The organism is Lysobacter sp. Root916, from assembly GCF_001429785.1.
In the GTDB taxonomy this organism is placed as follows: Bacteria; Pseudomonadota; Gammaproteobacteria; order Xanthomonadales; family Xanthomonadaceae; genus Lysobacter.
Genome location: NZ_LMJF01000002.1, coordinates 1 through 16,749 on the forward strand (window position 1 = coordinate 1; position 16,749 = coordinate 16,749).

Below are 16,749 nucleotides of genomic sequence, written 5' to 3' on the forward strand. Positions count from 1 at the left end.
CGAAATCGTGATGCCGCGCGCCTTCTCTTCCGGCGCCGCGTCGATCGCGTCGTACGCCTTGAACTCGCCGCCGAAACGCTCCGCGCCCACCTTGGTCAGCGCTGCGGTCAGCGTGGTCTTGCCGTGGTCCACGTGGCCGATGGTGCCCACGTTCACGTGCGGCTTGGTGCGCTCGAATTTACCCTTAGCCATGATGTCTCTCTCAAAGTTCTGTGATTCGTGATTCGGGATTGGGGATTCGACGATCGAAGCCGCCCAATCCCTCTAACTAGACTTGCACTGGATCAGAGCCGGTACGGGCCCCGGAAGCAGGCGGAATCCGCTTTGCGAATCCCGAATCCCCGCCTCCGGATCCCGACCTGAATCAGCCGCCCTTCTTGATCACGGCTTCGGCGATGTTGTTCGGCGCCTCGGCGTAGTGATCGAATTCCATCGTGAAGGTGGCGCGGCCCTGGGTCAGCGAACGGATGGTGGTCGCGTAACCGAACATTTCGCCCAGCGGAACCATCGCGTTGATGGTCTTGCCCGACGGCGTGTCGTCCTGGCCCTGCAACAGGCCGCGACGGCGGCTCAAGTCGCCCATCACGTCGCCAACGTACTCTTCCGGCGTCACGACTTCGACCTTCATCATCGGCTCCAGCAGGACCGGATCGGCCTTGCGGAAGCCTTCCTTGAACGCCATCGACGCGGCCAGCTTGAACGCCATTTCCGACGAGTCGACGTCGTGGTACGAGCCGAACACCAGCTTGACCTTGACGCCCACGACCGGGAAGCCGGCCAGCGGACCGCTGGTGATGGTTTCGCGCAGGCCCTTCTCGATCGCCGGGATGAATTCCTTCGGAATCACGCCGCCGGTGATGTCGTTGACGAACAGGAAATCGTTCTCGACGTCCTCGTTGGCGCGGTCCTTCTCGTTCATCGGCGACAGCTCGATCACGACGTGACCGTACTGACCCTTACCGCCGGACTGCTTGGCGTGCTTGTAATCCGACTTGACGTCCAACTTGCGGATCGTCTCGCGGTAGGCCACCTGCGGCTTGCCGACGTTGGCTTCGACGTTGAACTCGCGCTTCATGCGGTCGACGAGGATGTCCAGGTGCAGCTCGCCCATGCCGGCGATGATGGTCTGGCCCGATTCTTCGTCGGTGCGGACGCGGAACGAGGGATCTTCCTGCGCCAGACGGCCCAGGGCGATACCCATCTTTTCCTGGTCCGACTTGGTCTTCGGTTCGACCGCCATCGAGATGACGGGCTCCGGGAAGATCATGCGCTCGAGGGTGATGATGTGATCCTGCGCGCACAGCGTGTCGCCGGTGGTCACGTCCTTCAGGCCCACGGCCGCGGCGATGTCGCCGGCGCGGACTTCCTTGATTTCGTCGCGCTGGTTGGCGTGCATCTGCAGGATGCGGCCGACGCGTTCCTTCTTCGACTTGACCGGGTTGTACACCTGGTCGCCCGAATTCAGCACGCCCGAGTAGACGCGGAAGAAGGTCAGCGAACCCACGAACGGGTCGGTCATGATCTTGAACGCCAGCGCCGAGAACGGCTCGGTGTCGGACGCCTTGCGGCTGTCTTCCTTTTCGTCCTCGTCGATGCCCGGAACCGGCGGACGGTCGGACGGCGACGGCAGCAGGTTGATCACGCCGTCGAGCATGGCCTGCACGCCCTTGTTCTTGAACGCCGAGCCGCAGAACACCGGAACGATCTCGACGCGCAGGGTGCGCGCGCGCAGACCGGCGATGATCTCTTCCTCGGTCAGCTCGCCCTCGTTGAGGTACTTGTCCATGAGCTCTTCCGAGGCTTCCGCCGCGGCTTCGACCATGAACGCGCGCGCTTCCTCGGCCTTCGACTGCAGGTCGGCCGGGATGTCGCGGTACTCGAACTTGGTGCCCTGCGATGCGACGTCCCAATGGATCGCCTTCATCTTGAGCAGGTCGACCACGCCCTCGAAGCCTTCTTCGGCGCCGATCGGCACCTGCATCGGCACGGCGTAGGCGCCCAGACGGGCCTTCAGCTGCTCAACGACCTTGTCGAAGTTGGCGCCGGTGCGGTCCATCTTGTTGACGAACGCCATGCGCGGCACGGAGTACTTGTTGGCCTGGCGCCACACGGTCTCCGACTGCGGCTGCACGCCGCCCACGGCGCACAGCACGAACACCGCGCCGTCGAGCACGCGCAGCGAGCGCTCGACTTCGATGGTGAAGTCGACGTGTCCCGGGGTATCGATGATGTTGAAGCGGTGTTCCGGCAGGGACTTGTCCATGCCCTTCCAGAACGCGGTGGTCGCGGCGGAAGTGATGGTGATGCCGCGTTCCTGCTCCTGCTCCATCCAGTCCATCGTCGCGGCACCTTCGTGCACTTCGCCGATCTTGTGGCTGACGCCGGTGTAGAAAAGGATGCGTTCGGACGTCGTGGTTTTGCCCGCGTCGATGTGGGCCATGATGCCGAAGTTGCGGTAACGCTCGATGGGAGTGGTGCGAGCCACGGGACCCTCTCGTAAGTTTTCGAATTCCAGATGGCCGGACGCCGCCTCGTGGGCGGCCTCCGGTTCGCTAGGCGGCCATTACGCCGCCGCGGCAGCGCGCGACGCGCTGCTGAGGCCCGGGCACTCAGGTGCCCTGGGGCGCTCTGATCACCAGCGGTAGTGAGCGAACGCCTTGTTCGCTTCCGCCATACGGTGGGTTTCTTCGCGCTTCTTGATCGCGCCGCCGCGGTTTTCCGAGGCGTCGAGCAGTTCGGCGGCGAGCTTGCGCGGCATGGTGTTCTCGCCGCGCTTGCGCGCCGACTCGATCAGCCAACGCATCGCCAGGGCCATACGGCGCGACGAACGCACTTCGACCGGCACCTGGTAGGTGGCGCCGCCGACGCGACGCGACTTCACTTCGACCGCGGGCGAGACGTTGCCGAGGGCCTTTTCGACCAGCTCGAGCGCGTTCGGGTTCTTCTCCCCGATCACGTCCATGGCGCCGTAGACGATCTTCTCGGCGACGGACTTCTTGCCGCTCTGCATGACCATATTGATGAAGCGCGCGATCGTCTCGCTGCCGTGCTTGGGATCGGGCAGGACCGAACGCTGCGGGGTGGAACCTTTACGCGACATGGTGCGTACCTATTCTCGTGATTCTTGACAGACGTGCTTGCGGGTTGCGGCGCCGAAGGGCGCGCGCCTGGGCAGCTACGCGCTTAGGACTTCGGACGCTTCGCGCCGTACTTGGAACGGCTCTGGCGACGCTTGGCGACACCGGCGGCGTCGAGCGAGCCGCGAACGGTGTGGTAGCGCACGCCCGGCAGGTCCTTGACTCGGCCGCCGCGGATCAGCACCACGCTGTGCTCCTGCAGGTTGTGGCCTTCGCCGCCGATGTACGAGATGACCTCGTAACCGTTGGTCAGACGAACCTTGGCCACCTTACGCAGCGCCGAGTTCGGCTTCTTCGGGGTGGTGGTGTACACGCGGGTGCAAACGCCGCGACGCTGCGGGCAGTTCGCGAGCGCCGGCGAGGCGCTCTTGTAGGTGGTCGCCTGCCGCGGCTTGCGGACGAGCTGATTGATCGTTGCCATCAGGAACTCTTTGGTGAGGGGCGGTAAGGCCACTACGTTGAGAAGCAAACGGCAAGCCGGCAAAACCGGCCCACCGAGACGAAAAAGTATAGCCCGCGTTCGACGTTACCGTCAACGCGAGCTATCGGAACAGCCGCCCGCCGCGGGGTTTCCGCGTGGCACAGCCGTTCTACTACCTGCGATCCCGCCCTACCCTGGGCCGAACACGAGGCGCTCCATGCGCCTCTTTTCGTGATCTGGGACGTCCCGAGGGACAGTCCGAACTCCTAACTATACGTTACTTGGTGCCGCCTTGCCAGCACCTACCCGCCGCCGCCCTCCCCCGCGTACGGGGAAGGGTCGGGGCGCGGGTCCAGGCCTCAGGAGGCGCTGGACTCGTCGCCGGCCGGCGCCGCGACCTCGGCCTCGACGGCCGCCGGGGCCGGAGCCTCGACCGCCACCGCAACCGGGCCCGACAGCGCCTCCATCTCCGAGTCGGTCAGACCCGAGGCGTTCTTGCGGCGCTGGGTGTGGTACGCCAGGCCGGTACCGGCCGGGATCAGGCGACCCACGATCACGTTTTCCTTCAGACCGCGCAGACCGTCGCGGGTACCGCGCACGGCGGCCTCGGTCAGGACGCGGGTGGTCTCCTGGAACGACGCGGCCGAGATGAACGACTCGGTCGCCAGCGAGGCCTTGGTGATGCCCAGCAGGACCGGGTCGTACTTGGCCGGGATCTCGTTGCGGGCCAGCAGGCGGGCATTCTCCTCGACGAAGCGCTGACGCTCGATCTGCTCGCCGTGCAGGAACTTGCTGTCGCCCTGGTCGGTGATTTCGACCTTGCGCAGCATCTGACGGACGATCACTTCGATGTGCTTGTCGTTGATCTTCACGCCCTGCAGGCGGTAGACGTCCTGGATTTCCTTGGTCAGGTACACGGCCAGGGGCTCCACGCCGAGCAGGCGCAGGATGTCCTGCGGGCTCGGCTCGCCGTCCACCACGGTCTCGCCCTTCTCCACGTGCTCGCCTTCGAACACGATGATCTGGCGGTACTTCGGGATCAGCTCTTCGTGCTCGTTGCCGTCGGTGTCCTTGATGATCAGGCGCTGCTTGCCCTTGGTGTCCTTACCGAACGAGACGATGCCCGAACGCTCGGCCAGCACGGCCGGGTCCTTGGGCTTGCGCGCCTCGAACAGGTCGGCCACGCGCGGCAGACCGCCGGTGATGTCGCGGGTCTTGGAGGCTTCCTGCGGGATCTTGGCGACCACGTCGCCCACGCCCACCGGGGCGCCGTCCTGCAGGTTGACGATCGAACGCGGCGGCAGCAGGTACTGCGCCGGCAGATCGGTACCCGGGATCGACAGGTCCTTGCCGTTCTTGTCGACGATGCGCACGACCGGACGCAGGTCCTTGCCCTGCGAGCCGCGACGCTTCGGATCGGTGATCTCGCGCGAAGCCAGGCCGGTCAGGTCGTCGGTCTTCTCGATGACGGTCACGCCGTCGACGAAATCGACGAAGCGGATGAAGCCCGCCACTTCCGACACGATCGGGTGGTTATGCGGATCCCAGTTCGCGACCTGCTGGCCGGCCTTGATCTCGGCGGCGTCCTTGACGCTGATGGTGGCGCCGTAGGGCAGCTTGTAGCGCTCGCGCTCGCGGCCGTGCGGATCGAGGACCGACAGTTCGCCCGAGCGCGACACCGCGACCAGGTGGCCGTTGGCGTGCGCGACGTGCTTGAGGTTGTTGAACTTGATCGAACCGGTGGTCTTGACCGTGACGTTGTCGATCGCCGCCGCTCGCGAAGCCGCGCCGCCGATGTGGAACGTACGCATGGTCAGCTGCGTGCCGGGCTCGCCGATCGACTGCGCGGCGACGACGCCGACCGCTTCGCCGTGGTTGACCAGGTGGCCGCGGCCGAGGTCGCGACCGTAGCAGTTGGCGCACACGCCGAAGCTGCTGGAGCAGGTGATCGTCGAGCGGACCTTGATCGACTGGACGCTGGCCTCTTCGAGCTTGGCCACCCAGGCCTCGTCGAGCAGGGTGTTGCGGGTGACGATCGGATCCTCGTCGTTGCCCGGCAGGAACACGTCCTCGGCCACGACACGACCCAGCACGCGGTCGCGCAGCGGCTCGACCACGTCGCCGCCTTCGACGATCGGGGTCATCATCAGACCCTCGAGCGTGCCGCAATCGTCTTCGGTGATCACCACGTCCTGCGCCACGTCGACCAGACGACGGGTCAGGTAACCCGAGTTCGCGGTCTTGAGCGCGGTATCGGCCAGACCCTTACGGGCACCGTGCGTGGAGTTGAAGTACTCCTGCACGTTCAGGCCTTCGCGGAAGTTCGCCTTGATGGGCGTCTCGATGATCGAGCCGTCCGGACGCGCCATCAGGCCGCGCATACCGGCCAGCTGACGGATCTGCGCCTGCGAACCGCGGGCGCCCGAGTCGGCCATGATGTACAGCGAGTTCATCGACTTCTGATCGACGGCCTCGCCCTTGGCGTTGGTGATGTGATCGGTGCCGATCGCGTCCATCATCGCCTTGGCGACGCGTTCGTTGGTGCGCGACCAGATGTCGACGACCTTGTTGTAGCGCTCGCCGGCGGTGACCAGGCCCGACTGGTACTGCTGCTGGATTTCCAGCACTTCCCCTTCGGCCTCGGCGACGATGCCTTCCTTTTCCTTCGGGATGATCATGTCGTCGATGCCGATCGAGACGCCGGCGCGGGTCGCGTAGGCGAAGCCGGTGTACATCAGCTTGTCGGCGAACACGACCGTGTCCTTCAGGCCCAGCATGCGGTAGCAGCTGTTGATCAGGCGCGAGATGTTCTTCTTGGTCAGCTCGGTGTTGGCCAGCGCGAACGGCAGGCCGTCCGGCAGGATCTCGCGCAGCAGGGCGCGGCCGACTGTGGTGTCGACGATCGAGGTCTTCGGCGTGCGGGTGCCGTCCTCGTTGACCACGGTCTCGCTGATGCGGACCTTGACCTTGGCGTGGATCTGCACGACGCGGTTGTCGTAGGCGCGCTTGACTTCGGCCACGTTGGCGAACGCCATGCCCTCGCCCATCTTGTTCTCGAGGGCGCGGGTCATGTAGTACAGGCCGAGCACGACGTCCTGCGACGGCACGATGATCGGCTCGCCGTTGGCCGGCGACAGGATGTTGTTCGACGCCATCATCAGGGCGCGCGCTTCCAGCTGGGCCTCGAGGCTCAGCGGGACGTGCACGGCCATCTGGTCGCCGTCGAAGTCGGCGTTGAACGCGGTGCAGACCAGCGGGTGCAGCTGGATGGCCTTACCTTCGATCAGGACCGGCTCGAACGCCTGGATGCCCAGACGGTGCAGGGTCGGGGCGCGGTTCAGCAGCACCGGGTGCTCGCGGATCACCTCTTCGAGGATGTCCCACACCTCGGCCTCTTCGCGCTCGACCAGCTTCTTGGCGGCCTTGATCGTGGTGGCCAGGCCGCGACGCTGCAGCTTGGCGAAGATGAAGGGCTTGAACAGCTCCAGCGCCATCTTCTTCGGCAGGCCGCACTCGTGCAGGCGCAGGGTCGGGCCGACCACGATGACCGAACGGCCCGAGTAGTCCACGCGCTTGCCGAGCAGGTTCTGACGGAACCGGCCCTGCTTGCCCTTGATCATGTCGGCCAGCGACTTGAGCGGGCGCTTGTTGGTGCCGGTGATGGCGCGGCCGCGACGGCCGTTATCCATCAGGGCGTCGACCGACTCCTGCAGCATGCGCTTCTCGTTGCGCACGATGATGTCGGGCGCATTGAGCTCGAGCAGGCGGCGCAGACGGTTGTTGCGGTTGATGACGCGGCGGTACAGGTCGTTCAGGTCGGAGGTCGCGAAGCGGCCGCCGTCCAGCGGGACCAGCGGACGCAGGTCCGGCGGCAGCACCGGCAGCACGGTCATGACCATCCACTCGGGGCGGTTGCCCGACTCGAGGAAGGCTTCGACCAGCTTGATGCGCTTGGTGAGGCGCTTGAGCTTGGTTTCGCTGTTGGTCGAGGCGATCTCTTCCTTCAGCTGGATCATCTCGGCCTGGAGGTCGATCGTGCGCAGCAGGTCGTAGACCGCCTCGGCGCCCATCGCGGCCTCGAAGTCGTCGCCGTGCTCCTGACGCGCCTGCAGGAACTGCTCTTCGGTCAGCAGATTGCCGCGCTCAAGCGGGGTCAGACCCGGCTCGGTGACGACATAGGCCTCGAAGTACAGGATGCGCTCGATGTCGCGCAGGGTCATGTCCAGCATCAGGCCGATGCGCGACGGCAGCGACTTGAGGAACCAGATGTGGGCGACCGGCGAGGCCAGGTCGATATGACCCATGCGCTCGCGACGGACCTTGGCCAGAGTGACCTCGGTACCGCACTTCTCGCAGACCACGCCACGGTGCTTCATGCGCTTGTACTTGCCGCACAGGCACTCGTAGTCCTTGATCGGTCCGAAGATCGCGGCGCAGAACAGGCCGTCGCGCTCGGGCTTGAAGGTACGGTAGTTGATGGTTTCCGGCTTCTTCACTTCGCCGAACGACCACGAACGGATCAGGTCGGGCGAAGCCAGCGCGATCTTGATCGCGTCGAAGTCCAGCGCGGGGCGCTGCTGGTTGAAGAGATTGAGCAAGTCTTTCATGTGTGACTCCGGGATTCGGGATTAGAGATTTGAGATTCGTTAAAGCGGGGACTCGATGGATCGGGACGGCCGGCCTGAGCCTTTGCCAATCCCGAATCCCGAATCCCCAATCACTGCTTCTCAGTTCTCTTCCAGCTCCATGTTGATCGCGAGCGAGCGGATTTCCTTCACCAGCACGTTGAAGGACTCCGGCATGCCGGCGACCATCTCGTATTCGCCGTCGACGATGTTCTTGTACATCTGGTTGCGGCCCTGCACGTCGTCGGACTTCACCGTCAGCATTTCCTGCAGGGTGTAGGCCGCGCCGTAGGCTTCCAGCGCCCAGACTTCCATTTCGCCGAAACGCTGGCCGCCGAACTGCGCCTTGCCGCCCAGCGGCTGCTGGGTGACGAGCGAGTACGGACCGGTCGAACGCGCGTGCATCTTGTCGTCGACGAGGTGGTTCAGCTTCAGCATGTGCATGTAGCCGATGGTGACCGGACGCTCGAACGCCTCGCCGGTACGACCGTCGTGCAGGATGGTCTGACCGCTGCTCGGCAGTTCGGCCAGTTCCAGCATGCGCTTGATCTCGACTTCGGCCGCGCCATCGAACACCGGCGTCGCCATCGGCACGCCGTCGGTCAGGTTGTGGGCCAGCGTCAACAGCTCTTCGTCGCTGAACTGCTTCAGATCGACGCGCTGACCGTGCACCTTCTGGTCGTGGTTGTAGATATCGTCGAGGAACTTGCGCAGCTCGGCGATCTTCTGCTGAGCCTCCAGCATGCGCTGGATCTTCTGACCCAGGCCCTTGGCGGCCCAGCCCAGATGCACCTCGAGGATCTGGCCGATGTTCATACGCGACGGCACGCCCAGCGGGTTCAGCACGATGTCGACGGTCTGGCCGTCGGCGGCGTACGGCATGTCCTCGACCGGAACGATGGTCGAGACCACGCCCTTGTTGCCGTGACGGCCGGCCATCTTGTCGCCCGGCTGGATGCGGCGCTTAACGGCCAGGAACACCTTCACCATCTTCAGCACGCCCGGCGCGAGGTCGTCGCCCTGGGTGATCTTCGAACGCTTGTCGGTGAAGCGGCGCTCGAATTCCTTCTCGTGGGTGTCGATCTGCTTCTGGGCGCGCTCGATGGCGTCGATCGCCTCGTCGTCCTTCATGCGCAGGGTGAACCACTCGGACTTCTTCAGCCCGGCCAGGAACGCCTCGGTGATGACGTCGCCCTTCTTCAGGCCGGCGCCGCCGTTGGCGACCTTGCCGACCAGCTGCGAGCGCAGGCGGGCGTAGATCGCGCCTTCGAGGATGCGGAACTGGTCGTCGAAGTCCTTCTTGACGCGCTTGATCTCGGATTCCTCGATCTGGCGCGCGCGCTTGTCCTTCTCGATGCCGTCGCGGGTGAAGACCTGCACGTCGATGACGGTGCCGTCCATGCCCGGGGGCACGCGCAGCGAGCTGTCCTTAACGTCGGAGGCCTTTTCGCCGAAGATCGCGCGCAGCAGCTTCTCTTCCGGAGTCAGCTGCGACTCGCCCTTCGGCGTGACCTTGCCGACCAGGATGTCGCCGGCGCGCACTTCGGCGCCGATGTAGACCACGCCGGACTCGTCGAGGCGGTTCAGCGCCTGCTCGGAGACGTTCGGGATGTCGGCCGAGATTTCCTCCGGCCCCAGCTTGGTGTCGCGGGCGACGCAGGTCAGCTCTTCGATGTGGATCGTGGTGTAGCGATCCTCCTCGACCACGCGCTCGGAGAGCAGGATCGAGTCTTCGAAGTTGTAGCCGTTCCACGGCATGAACGCGACCAGCATGTTCTGGCCGAGCGCGAGCTCGCCGATGTCGGTCGAGGGACCGTCGGCCAGCACGTCGCCGCGGGCGATCACGTTGCCCACCTTCACCAGCGGAGTCTGGTTGATACAGGTGTTCTGGTTCGAACGCGTGTACTTGATCAGGTTGTAGATGTCGACGCCGGCGTCGGTGACGTCGGTGATCTCGTCCTCGTTGACCTTGACCACGATGCGGCCGGCGTCGATCTGCTCGATCACGCCGCCACGCAGGGCGTTCACGGTCACGCCCGAGTCGCGCGCCACGGCGCGCTCGATGCCGGTGCCGACCAGCGGCTTCTGGCTACGCAGGGTCGGAACGGCCTGACGCTGCATGTTCGCGCCCATCAGCGCGCGGTTGGCGTCGTCGTGCTCGAGGAACGGGACCAGCGCCGCCGCGACCGACACGGTCTGCATCGGCGAGACGTCCATGTAGTGGATCTCGAGCGGCGGCTTCAGCAGCGACTCGCCCTGGTAGCGGCAGGCCACGAACTGGTCGGTCATCACGCCCTTGTCGTCCTGGGTCGCGTTGGCCTGGGCGATGACGTACTCGTTCTCTTCGATCGCCGACAGGAACTCGATGTCGTCGGTGACCTTGCCGTCCACGACCTTGCGGTACGGCGTCTCGAGGAAGCCGTACTTGTTGGTGCGGGCGAACACGGCCAGCGAGTTGATCAGGCCGATGTTCGGGCCTTCCGGCGTCTCGATGGTGCAGACGCGGCCGTAATGGGTCGGGTGCACGTCGCGCACTTCGAAGCCGGCGCGCTCGCGGGTCAGACCGCCCGGGCCAAGGGCCGACACGCGACGCTTGTGCGTGACTTCCGACAGCGGGTTGTTCTGGTCCATGAACTGCGACAGCTGCGAGGAGCCGAAGAACTCCTTGATCGCGGCGGCCACCGGCTTGGCGTTGATCAGCTCCTGCGGGGTCAGGCCTTCGGACTCGGCCATCGACAGGCGCTCCTTGACCGCGCGCTCGACGCGGACCAGGCCCACGCGGAACACGTTCTCAGCCATTTCGCCGACCGAACGCACGCGGCGGTTACCCAGGTGGTCGATGTCGTCGACGGTGCCGCGACCGTTACGGATCTCGGTCAGGACGCGGATCACGTCCAGGATGTCGGAGCTATCGCCCAGCTCGTTGCGCAGGCGCGCGGACTCTTCGTCCTTACGCTCGGCGAAGTACTTGGCGTCGTACAGCACCGAAGCGCCGGTGGTTTCCTTGCGGCCGATGCGGCGGTTGAACTTCATCCGGCCGACGCCCGACAGGTCGTAGCGCTCGAAGGTGAAGAACAGGTTGTGGAACAGGTTCTGCGCGGCGTCCTTGGTCGGCGGCTCGCCCGGACGCATCATGCGGTAGATCTCTACCAGCGCTTCCAGCTGCGTCTTGGACGGATCGATGCGCAGGGTGTTGGACAGGTACGGGCCGCGGTCGAGGTCGTTGACCCAGATCGTGCCGACGCTGTCGATACCGGCCTTGCGGAACGCGGCCAGCTGGTCGTCGCTGATTTCGTCGTTGGCCGAGGCCAGCAGCTCGCCGGTCTTGGCGTCGACGACGTCGTTGGACAGGATGCGGCCGACCAGGTACTCGTCCGGCACGGCCAGGGCGGCGACGCCGGCCTGCTCGAGTTGCTTGACGTGGCGCGCGGTGATGCGGCGGCCGGCCTCGACGATGACCTTGTCGCCGTCGGCGAGGTCGAAGTTGAGGGTCTCGCCGCGCAGGCGCTCGGGGATCAGCTCGAGCTGGACGCCTTCCTTCGGGTCGATGTGGAAGGTGTTGATCTCGAAGAACTGCGCGAGCATCTCTTCGTTGTTGTAGCCCAACGCGCGCAGCAGCACGGTGACCGGCAGCTTGCGGCGGCGGTCGATACGGGTGAACAGCGCATCCTTCGGGTCGAACTCGAAGTCCAGCCAGGAGCCGCGGTAAGGGATGATGCGGGCGCTGTACAGCAGCTTGCCCGAGCTGTGGGTCTTGCCGCGGTCGTGATCGAAGAACACGCCCGGCGAACGGTGCAGCTGCGAGACGATGACGCGCTCGGTGCCGTTGACGATGAAGGTGCCGTTGTCGGTCATGAGCGGAATCTCGCCCATGTAGACCTCCTGCTCCTTCACGTACTTGATGGCCTTGGTCGACGACTCGCGGTCGTAGATCACCAGGCGCACGGTCACGCGCAGCGGGGCGCCGTAGCTGAGGCCGCGGTTACGGCACTCGCGCTCGTCGAACGCCGGATCGCCGAGCTTGTAGCCGACGTATTCGAGCGCGGCGTTGCCGCTGTAGCTGGAGATCGGGAACACCGACTTCAGGGCCGCATGCAGGCCGCGATCGGCGCGCTTGCTCGGCTCGGTGTTCTCCTGCAGGAATTCGCGGTAGGAGTCGACCTGGATGGCCAGCAGGAAAGGCACTTCGAGAATCGACTTGCGCTTGCCGAAGTCCTTGCGGATGCGCTTCTTTTCGGTGAACGAGTACGTCATGGTGAGCTACCGCCTCGGTTTTCTGGTGGGCTTTCGATACGCCGTTGCGGCGTCTCGGGCAGATCGCGCGTCCGCGACCGCAAACCCAGAGGGAACGAAGAACTGACAGTGGGAAGTCGCTGGTATTGCCGGCACCAGCACGCCTTCTCCCGCTACTTCCGACTGCCAACTCGGGACTTTGTTTCCGATATTCCAACAACGGCCAAAGGCCGGGGACTTTCGTCCCCAGCCTCAGGTGGTCGCCATGATGAATCCGGCGACGCGATGCAACTTACTTCACTTCGACGGTCGCGCCAGCGGCCTCGAGGTCCTTCTTCATCTTGTCGGACTCTTCCTTCGAAGCGCCTTCCTTCACGGTCTGCGGAGCGCCTTCGACCAGGTCCTTCGCTTCCTTCAGGCCCAGGCCGGTGATGGCACGGACGGCCTTGATGACCTCGACCTTCTTCTCGCCGGCGGCCTTCAGGATGACGTTGAACTCGGTCTGCACTTCGGCCGGGGCGGCATCGGCGGCCGGGCCGGCGACAGCGACGACCGGGGCAGCGGCGGAGACGCCGAACTTCTCTTCGATCGCCTTGACCAGCTCCATCACTTCGAGAAGGGTCTTCTCGGCGATGGCGTCGACGATCTGTTCGTTGGACAGGGACATGTGATTAACCTTTTAGGAAATTAAACGAATCGGTTCAGTAGGTATTCGCTGAGCGAACGGCGATTACGCCGTTTCCGCCACGGCTTCGGCCGGTTCGGCTTCGCCGCCGCCTTGCTTGTCGGCCACGGCCTTGACGGCGCGGGCGAACATGCTTGCGGGTTCGGCGAGGACGCGCGCCAGCATGGCCAGGGCCTGCTCGCGGGTCGGCAACGAGGCCAGCACTTCGACGTGGCTGCCCGGGTACAGCTGGCCGCCCATGGCGACCACCTTGGCCTGCAGCTTGTCGTTGCCCTTGGCGAATTCCTTGATCAGACGCCCGGCAGCGCCGGGTTCTTCCGTCGAGAACGCGTACAGCAGCGGACCGACGAGGGCGTCTTGGGCGCACTCGTATTCGGTACCCGCCACGGCGCGGGAAGCCAGGGTGTTCTTGACGACACGCAAGTACACACCGGTTTCACGAGCCTTCTTGCGCATGGCGGTCATCTGAGCGACCGTCGTGCCCGCGTACTCGGCAGCAACCAAGGAGTGAGCCTTCGCGGCGACTTCTGCCAGCTCGGCGACTACTTCTTGCTTCTGAGACAGATTAAGAGCCATAAACACTCCTCTTGTGAACTCCGCTCACGGCTCCTGCCGCTTGCGGTCCTGAGCGGCACCTGTCCTTGGCGCCGGGGACGCCTGGGGCGTCCCGGGTGGTGGCCTTTCCTGAAAGGTTTCAGTAGGGCGGCACCATCTGCGCGGGCCCGGCTCCGAAGAGTCCGAATTAAGCGATCCCGCTAGTACCGACGGCGACTCCTTGCCAAACCGAGCTTCCGTGCCCGTCGTCGATACGCGCTGACCGCGCCTGCGGTCTTTGACGGCTTCGTTCGGGGACTGGCCCCTGGCGATGCCCTCAAAAATCTAGGAGTGAGACGAGAGCAGTGAGAAACGAGTAGGAGCGAACTTGGCTTTTCGCTCACTCCTCACTTCCCCGCACTCACTCCTATCTGTTTCTTACTTGAGCGCCAGCGAAGCCTGGTCCACGGTCACGCCGGGGCCCATGGTCGAGCTGATCGAGATCTTCTGCAGGTACTGACCCTTGGCGGTCGACGGCTTGGCCTTGATCAGGTCCAGCAGCAGCGCCTGCAGGTTGTCCTTCAGCGAGGCGTCTTCGAACGAGGCCTTGCCGATGGTGCAGTGGATGATGCCGGCCTTGTCGGTGCGGTAACGCACCTGGCCGCCCTTGGCGTTCTTGACCGCTTCGGCCGGGTTCGGCGAAACGGTGCCGACCTTCGGGTTCGGCATCAGGCCGCGCGGGCCCAGCACCTGGCCGAGCTTACCGACCACGCGCATGGCGTCCGGCGTCGCGATGACGACGTCGTAGTTGAGGTCGCCGGCCTGCATCTTCTCGGCCAGGTCGTCCATACCGACGGCCTCGGCGCCAGCAGCCAGGGCCTCGTCGGCCTTGGCGCCCGCGGGGGCGAACACCGCCACGCGCACGGACTTGCCGGTACCGGCCGGCAGCACGGTCGAACCGCGCACCTGCTGGTCGGACTTCTTCGCGTCCACGCCCAGACGGACGGCGACGTCGACGGACTCGACGAACTTGGCCTTGGTCGCGGTCTTCACGATCTTGATGGCCTCGTCGAAGGCGTAGGCCTTACCCGGGACCACGGCGGCCTTGATTGCTTTTTCGCGCTTGCTGATCGCCATGTCTTAGCCCTCCACCACGAGACCCATGCTGCGGGCCGAACCCGCAATCGTCTTCACCGCCGCTTCCAGGTCGGCCGCCGTCAGGTCGGCTTCCTTCGCCTTGGCGATGTCCTCGAGCTGCTTACGGGTAACCTTGCCGACCTTCTCGGTGTTCGGGCGCTTGGAGCCCGAGCTGATGCCGGCGGCCTTCTTCAGCAGCACCGAAGCCGGGGTGCTCTTGGTGATGAAGGTGAAGGTACGGTCGGAGTACGCGGTGATGATCACCGGGGTCGGAAGACCCGGCTCCAGCTTGGAGGTCGCGGCGTTGAACGCCTTGCAGAACTCCATGATGTTCAGGCCGCGCTGACCGAGGGCGGGGCCCACCGGCGGCGACGGATTGGCCTGACCGGCCTTCACCTGCAGCTTGATGTAACCAACTACTTTCTTAGCCATCTTCTTCTCTCCGGGTGCAAGCGCCTGGGACTCAGGCTCCCCATCGGACCGGGAATATCACGTGTCCCGGCTTCACGTTTTTTCAGACGCCGACAGCCGCCTTGCGGCGGCTGCGGTTTCCTGGTTCGGTGCGCGCCCTGGGCTGCGCAGCCGGAAAGTATAGCAGGCTTTCCGGAACCCTGCTGGAGGGCTCCGGAGCCCCGGTCAGGCCTTCTCGACCTGGCCGAACTCGAGCTCGACCGGGGTCGAGCGGCCGAAAATCAGCACCGCCACGCGCAGGCGGCTCTTGTCGTAGTTGATTTCCTCGACCACGCCGTTGAAGTCCACGAACGGGCCATCGATGACGCGGACCATCTCGCCAGGCTCGAACAGGACCTTGGGCTTGGGCTTCTCGACGCCGTCCTGAACGCGCTGCAGGATCATGTCCGCCTCGCGGTCCTGGATCGGCAGCGGACGGTCGGCGGTGCCGCCGATGAAGCCCATGACCTTCGGGGTTTCCTTGATCAGGTGCCAGCTTTCGCTGTCGATGCGCGGGATGCCGGCTTCGTCGTGGGTGGCGATCTGGACCAGCACGTAGCCCGGGAAGAACTTGCGCTCGGAACGGCGCTTCTGGCCGGAGCGCATCTCGACCACTTCCTCAGTCGGAACCAGGACGTCGCCGAAGCGCTCCTGCATCTCGAAACGCACGATGCGATCGCGCAGCGCCTGCGCCACCGACTTCTCGAAGCCGGAGTAGGCGTGAACGACGTACCAGCGCTTATGTACTTCGGTCATTGCCTCAGTGCCCCAAAATCAGTTTGACCAGTTCGGCGATGATCAGATCGAAGCCGGCCAGGATCAGGCTGAGGATCGCGACCGCGATCATCACTACCCAGGTGGTGCGCATGGCTTCCTGGCGGGTCGGCCAGACCACCTTGCGCAGCTCGAAACGCGACTCGGACAGGAACTCGAGCGTCTGGTGGCCCTTGGCGCTGGTCAGGAACACGCCGATGCCGGCAACCAGACCGGCGACCACGACCAGCGCGCGCAGCGCGGTGGCCCAGTCGAACCAGTAGAACGCGAACACGCCGCCGGCGACCAGAAGCACCGCCAGGGCGTACTTGACGAAGTCGCCTGCGGACGCAGAACCGTGTTGTTCGACCTTGCTGTTCATCCGTTCCATCGCGGGGGCGCTTGCGCAGCCGCCTTCTTGGTGAAAGTCCGACCGCGGGGCCGGGCTTGCGCGGAGGGATCCGCATTGCCTAGGTGGCACGCCAGGAGGGACTCGAACCCCCAACCTGCGGTTTTGGAGACCGCTGCTCTGCCAATTGAGCTACTGGCGTATTGCTTCGAACCGGCCCGCGGGAGTCCCGCAAGACTCGGTTTCCTCTAAACAGCGAAGGCGGACCGTGCTTACCGGCCCGCCGTTCGCGGCTCGCGACGGCCTTGCGACCGTCGCCGAGATCTTACTTGATGATCTTCGCCACCACGCCGGCGCCGACCGTACGACCGCCTTCGCGGATCGCGAAGCGCAGGCCGTCGTCCATCGCCACCGGGTTGATCAGC

General features: G+C 65.0%; 12 protein-coding genes, 1 tRNA gene and 1 pseudogene. All 14 read right to left on the reverse strand.

Annotation, left to right across the window (positions count from 1 at the left end; translation table 11 throughout):
• Positions 1-192 (reverse strand): GTP-binding protein (locus tag ASE35_RS07520; RefSeq protein WP_057164844.1); only part of this gene is annotated, 192 nt, incomplete at its 3' end.
• A 172-nt stretch (positions 193-364) separates the two neighbouring features.
• Positions 365-2,485 carry an elongation factor G gene (gene fusA / locus ASE35_RS07525; protein WP_056183329.1) on the reverse strand — a complete coding sequence of 707 codons (2,121 nt, stop codon included), beginning with the start codon at positions 2,483-2,485 and terminating at the stop codon, positions 365-367.
• 147 nt (positions 2,486-2,632) lie between these two features.
• Positions 2,633-3,100, reverse strand: coding sequence for a 30S ribosomal protein S7 (gene rpsG, locus ASE35_RS07530; protein WP_055902462.1), 468 nt, complete (start codon positions 3,098-3,100; stop codon positions 2,633-2,635).
• Positions 3,101-3,183: 83 nt separating this feature from the next.
• On the reverse strand, positions 3,184-3,558 hold the full coding sequence (gene rpsL, locus ASE35_RS07535; protein WP_036115437.1) for a 30S ribosomal protein S12: 375 nt from the start codon (positions 3,556-3,558) through the stop codon (positions 3,184-3,186).
• A gap of 359 nt (positions 3,559-3,917) precedes the next feature.
• Complete coding sequence (gene rpoC / locus ASE35_RS07540; RefSeq protein WP_057163453.1) at positions 3,918-8,165, reverse strand: DNA-directed RNA polymerase subunit beta'; 4,248 nt, start codon at positions 8,163-8,165, stop codon at positions 3,918-3,920.
• Positions 8,166-8,285: 120 nt separating this feature from the next.
• Positions 8,286-12,437, reverse strand: a complete 4,152-nt coding sequence (gene rpoB / locus ASE35_RS07545; protein WP_056183340.1) for a DNA-directed RNA polymerase subunit beta — start codon at positions 12,435-12,437, stop codon at positions 8,286-8,288.
• Positions 12,438-12,708: 271 nt separating this feature from the next.
• The gene (gene rplL, locus ASE35_RS07550; protein ID WP_057160014.1) at positions 12,709-13,083 is read right to left on the reverse strand and encodes a 50S ribosomal protein L7/L12; all 375 of its coding nucleotides are present in this window, start codon (positions 13,081-13,083) and stop codon (positions 12,709-12,711) included.
• Positions 13,084-13,146: 63 nt separating this feature from the next.
• On the reverse strand, positions 13,147-13,677 hold the full coding sequence (gene rplJ / locus ASE35_RS07555) for a 50S ribosomal protein L10 (RefSeq protein ID WP_056183344.1): 531 nt from the start codon (positions 13,675-13,677) through the stop codon (positions 13,147-13,149).
• Between the two features lie 396 nt (positions 13,678-14,073).
• On the reverse strand, positions 14,074-14,772 hold the full coding sequence (gene rplA / locus ASE35_RS07560; RefSeq protein WP_055902452.1) for a 50S ribosomal protein L1: 699 nt from the start codon (positions 14,770-14,772) through the stop codon (positions 14,074-14,076).
• A gap of 3 nt (positions 14,773-14,775) precedes the next feature.
• Positions 14,776-15,204, reverse strand: a complete 429-nt coding sequence (rplK, locus tag ASE35_RS07565; RefSeq protein ID WP_055902450.1) for a 50S ribosomal protein L11 — start codon at positions 15,202-15,204, stop codon at positions 14,776-14,778.
• A gap of 204 nt (positions 15,205-15,408) precedes the next feature.
• Entirely contained in the window at positions 15,409-15,978 is a 570-nt protein-coding gene (gene nusG, locus ASE35_RS07570; RefSeq protein WP_056183347.1) for a transcription termination/antitermination protein NusG, read from the reverse strand.
• Positions 15,979-15,982: 4 nt separating this feature from the next.
• Positions 15,983-16,357, reverse strand: a complete 375-nt coding sequence (gene secE / locus ASE35_RS07575) for a preprotein translocase subunit SecE (RefSeq protein ID WP_056183348.1) — start codon at positions 16,355-16,357, stop codon at positions 15,983-15,985.
• Positions 16,358-16,450: 93 nt separating this feature from the next.
• Positions 16,451-16,526, reverse strand: a tRNA-Trp gene (locus ASE35_RS07580).
• A 123-nt stretch (positions 16,527-16,649) separates the two neighbouring features.
• Positions 16,650-16,749, reverse strand: a pseudogene (locus tag ASE35_RS20660) (elongation factor Tu); the annotation flags it as partial.